Annotated in this window: 4 protein-coding genes, 1 tRNA gene and 1 pseudogene; 3 read left to right on the top strand and 3 right to left on the bottom strand. The window is 57.4% G+C overall.

Annotated elements, in window-relative coordinates; genetic code table 11:
• The first annotated feature begins 55 nt into the window (after positions 1-55).
• The 3 genes from AC1DRJ_RS23105 to AC1DRJ_RS23095 are packed head-to-tail and all read left to right on the top strand — an operon-like array spanning position 56 to position 1051.
• Complete coding sequence (locus tag AC1DRJ_RS23105) at positions 56-211, top strand: hypothetical protein (RefSeq protein WP_477804190.1); 156 nt, start codon at positions 56-58, stop codon at positions 209-211.
• Between the two features lie 4 nt (positions 212-215).
• The gene (locus AC1DRJ_RS23100) at positions 216-830 is read left to right on the top strand and encodes a hypothetical protein (RefSeq protein WP_477804189.1); all 615 of its coding nucleotides are present in this window, start codon (positions 216-218) and stop codon (positions 828-830) included.
• On the top strand, positions 830-1051 hold the full coding sequence (locus AC1DRJ_RS23095) for a hypothetical protein (protein WP_477804188.1): 222 nt from the start codon (positions 830-832) through the stop codon (positions 1049-1051). Before AC1DRJ_RS23100 ends, AC1DRJ_RS23095 begins: the two co-directional genes overlap by 1 nt.
• Positions 1052-1283: 232 nt before the next feature.
• On the opposite strand, the gene AC1DRJ_RS23090 is transcribed toward AC1DRJ_RS23095, so the two are convergent.
• The 3 genes and pseudogenes from AC1DRJ_RS23090 to AC1DRJ_RS23080 form a co-directional block, all read right to left on the bottom strand.
• Positions 1284-1359: transfer RNA gene (locus AC1DRJ_RS23090), tRNA-Thr, on the bottom strand.
• 77 nt (positions 1360-1436) lie between these two features.
• On the bottom strand, positions 1437-2261 hold the full coding sequence (locus AC1DRJ_RS23085) for an FkbM family methyltransferase (RefSeq protein ID WP_477804187.1): 825 nt from the start codon (positions 2259-2261) through the stop codon (positions 1437-1439).
• A 343-nt stretch (positions 2262-2604) separates the two neighbouring features.
• Positions 2605-2980 (bottom strand): annotated as a pseudogene (locus AC1DRJ_RS23080) (SAM-dependent methyltransferase); the annotation flags it as partial.

The following is a 2980-nucleotide window of genomic DNA, read 5'->3' as shown; positions in this document are numbered from 1 at the left end:
TCACCGAAGTCACCGAGTTTGAACGTCGTTTAACAGCCCTAGAGGGACTTCAACAATGAAGATTATTCGATTGCAAAGACTTGAGAAACGGCGCATCCCACAGCGGCTGAACGCCATCCAACAACGTATTTTCGACGAAGCCGCACGGCTCATCCGCCTCGGCCACTCACGTCAACAGGCCATCGACGCCGCCTTGGATCAGGAGTTTTGAAGCAATGAAAGAGTTGAAAAATTACGACACCGCGGCCGGCAAGGTGGCCGACATCAAAGCCCTGATTGCCGAAGCCCGCGACAAGGCTGGCGATCATGTCCGACTTCTTGAGCAGGTGGACGCACTCAAGGCAATTGCAGCCGCGGCCGGTGCGTCCGCTATCGCCGCTGGCATGACCCTTGGTGACTGTTTGGATTGGCAACAAGTGCGCAAGGCCCTCTACGCGGCCGAGGAGTCATTGGCGTTGTCCGAAGATTGCGCCGCGGCCTACAAGGCGCGCATCCACGATCTGAATGAACAACTCCACGAAGCCAAGCGCACGGTTAAGGACGCAGCCACGGCGCTCACCGCCGCTCAGCACGACGAAGCGATTGCCGTGGAGGGATTAGCCGCCCAAGCCTTCCTTGCGGCTGGCGACGATTTTTTTGCGGCTCACTGCGCCTACGCGGAGACCATCGACGCCCGTGTGAAGCTGCGCAACAAGATCGCCGGCTTGCCCGCGGATACGGGAGGTGGATACGCCGTTGACGTCTTTCTGACACCTCCGGGTGGCTGCCAACTCACACGCGACCAGCTCACACGCCGGCCGCCCAAGGCATTGTTGAAAGGAGTTGCCTGATGGAACTGTCGATTGAAGATCGAGTTGCGGCGATCTTGGCAGCCGTCGAAGAACTTTGCGGCCGTCGCGCAATCACTGACAAGCCGTTTGATCCGATGGACGCGCCCGGTCAGAAAATCTACGACAAGGCGGCATTGACTGGCCGGGCCGCGGCTCTTGCCCGGATCGACGCCGACCACAAACGAATCGAAGGGATCAACTCCCGGTTACACTCACGCTGACCACTCCACAGCGTGAGTTGAAAAGCCCGCGACTGGGTGTGTCCTCATCCGCGATTCAGGCGCAAGGCTTTTCGATACCCCCCAGTTCCTTTGCCGGCTTGGGGGTATTTTTTTGGGCGTTGGAAACCCGCCCACAAGGGGCACCAGGAGAGAAGTGGCCCCTGAAGTGGCCCTGAAATACCCATAAACGAAAAAGGCCCACCTTTCGGTGAGCCTAAGTCGTTGTTCTATATGGTGCCGGCACCAGGAGTCGAACCCGGGACCTACTGATTACAAGTCAGTTGCTCTACCAACTGAGCTATACCGGCGTGTTGGGCGACGATTATAGCGATTGGATTGGTTCTGTAAACCCCTGAATTCAGACTATTTTTGCGCAGGCTTCAGGTCAGGCGCGAAGCAGGGTTTTCTTGAGTTTCTGAATGGCTTGCCAGGTCCGGCTATTTTGCATCACGCGCAGCTGTGCTTCGGCCTGTTCGGCCCTTTGCAGAGCAGCGGCCAGCTGTGGGTCGGCATCGCTGATTGGGTGGCTGAAGTTGTGGCCTTTGCAGAACTGGAATTCGTCGAGGTTGCACGGTGGGATGTCGAAGGCGGGTTTGAGGTTCAGGTGTTCTTCGGCGAGGTAGTAGGTATTGATGCCATCGAACAGGATGGATTGGTAACCAGCGCCGGTGACGAGGGCTTCCCAAGTCTGGTCGCGTTCCCACGGTGTTTCGATGAGGATGACCCACGGCCGCCATTGGCTGAAGTCCATGCCGCGCAGGACGGTTTCTTCGTGGCCTTCGACGTCGATTTTCAGGAAGTGGATCGGGCGGTCCTGGGCGTGCTCTTCGCAGATGGAGGTCAGGGTGCGGGATTTGACGGTATGGCTGCGCACGTCCATGCCGGCGTCCTTGTGCATCTGTGCCATGGCCGGGTCGGCGGTCGAGAGGCCGGTGCCGGCGATGCCGTAGAAGGTCAGGTTGTCGGCGCTTTCACCGGCCACGCATTGCAGGTTGTGGTCTTTGGGGCGTTGCTGGCAAAGGGCTTCGTAGTAATTGGGCATCGGTTCGACGTTGATGCCGGTCCAGCCGTGGTCGTAGAAAGCTTTGGTGACCGAGTCATGGGTGGGGTCGTTGGCCCCGACATCGATATAGAAGCCGTTCTCGACGGTTTTGAGGGCGCGCCAAAGGCGAATGTCTTCGAAATTCTGTGCGTAAGAAATGAACGTCACTGTCGCATCCTGTCGGTCGAATTTTCTTGTTCGTGGCCGCGCTGTCGGCGCCCTTGCGTGTTTGTATAACAAGAGTCGGGATACGGTGCAATTTTCCCTCTGAGACGTCCGGATTTAGGCGCTTATGTCCTTTGTGTTAAATGCTTATGCACAACGGGGTTGGTGCTTTGCCTCGCTCATTACCGTTTTTGTGGGCCAGTTCTCATTTGTTCGCAAATCGCTGTTTTTCAGGATTTTTTTGCGGGTGCACAAAAAATGAACAGTGGCGTTTCAACCCTGAAACAGGCGCGGGTATTGGATCCACGAAAATTCCATCAACAGAGTTATCCACAGGCTGTGGCTTTTACGGGTGCTCCGCCAAGAGCAGGAAATTACGCGGCGTGAGCGAGCTTTCGCAGAAGGTGCCGAGTCGGACGGTGTAACCCTGATCGGCAAGGAAAAGTGCCCGGTCGAGTACCAGCCAAAGCTCCAGAGGGCGTCGGAAAAGTCCGCGTAATAGCTCCAGATTGCGTACTTGCGCCAATCGTTTCCAGCCGGCGGCTTCAAGTGCGGGCCAGTCTTGCGGGCCGATTGTGGATAACTCTTTCAGTGCGGCCAGATGATGGCAGTACTCGGCAAAGGATGTGTCCAGCCAGGCGCTCGGCAGGGAAGGGGTGGGCAGGTATTCATCAACATCGCGCAGTTGCCGTTGCAGCAGGTCGAAACCCAGGCGCCGGGCC

The organism is Pseudomonas sp. P5_B2, from assembly GCF_056400445.1.
This window is presented reverse-complemented; position numbering and strand designations above follow the sequence as displayed.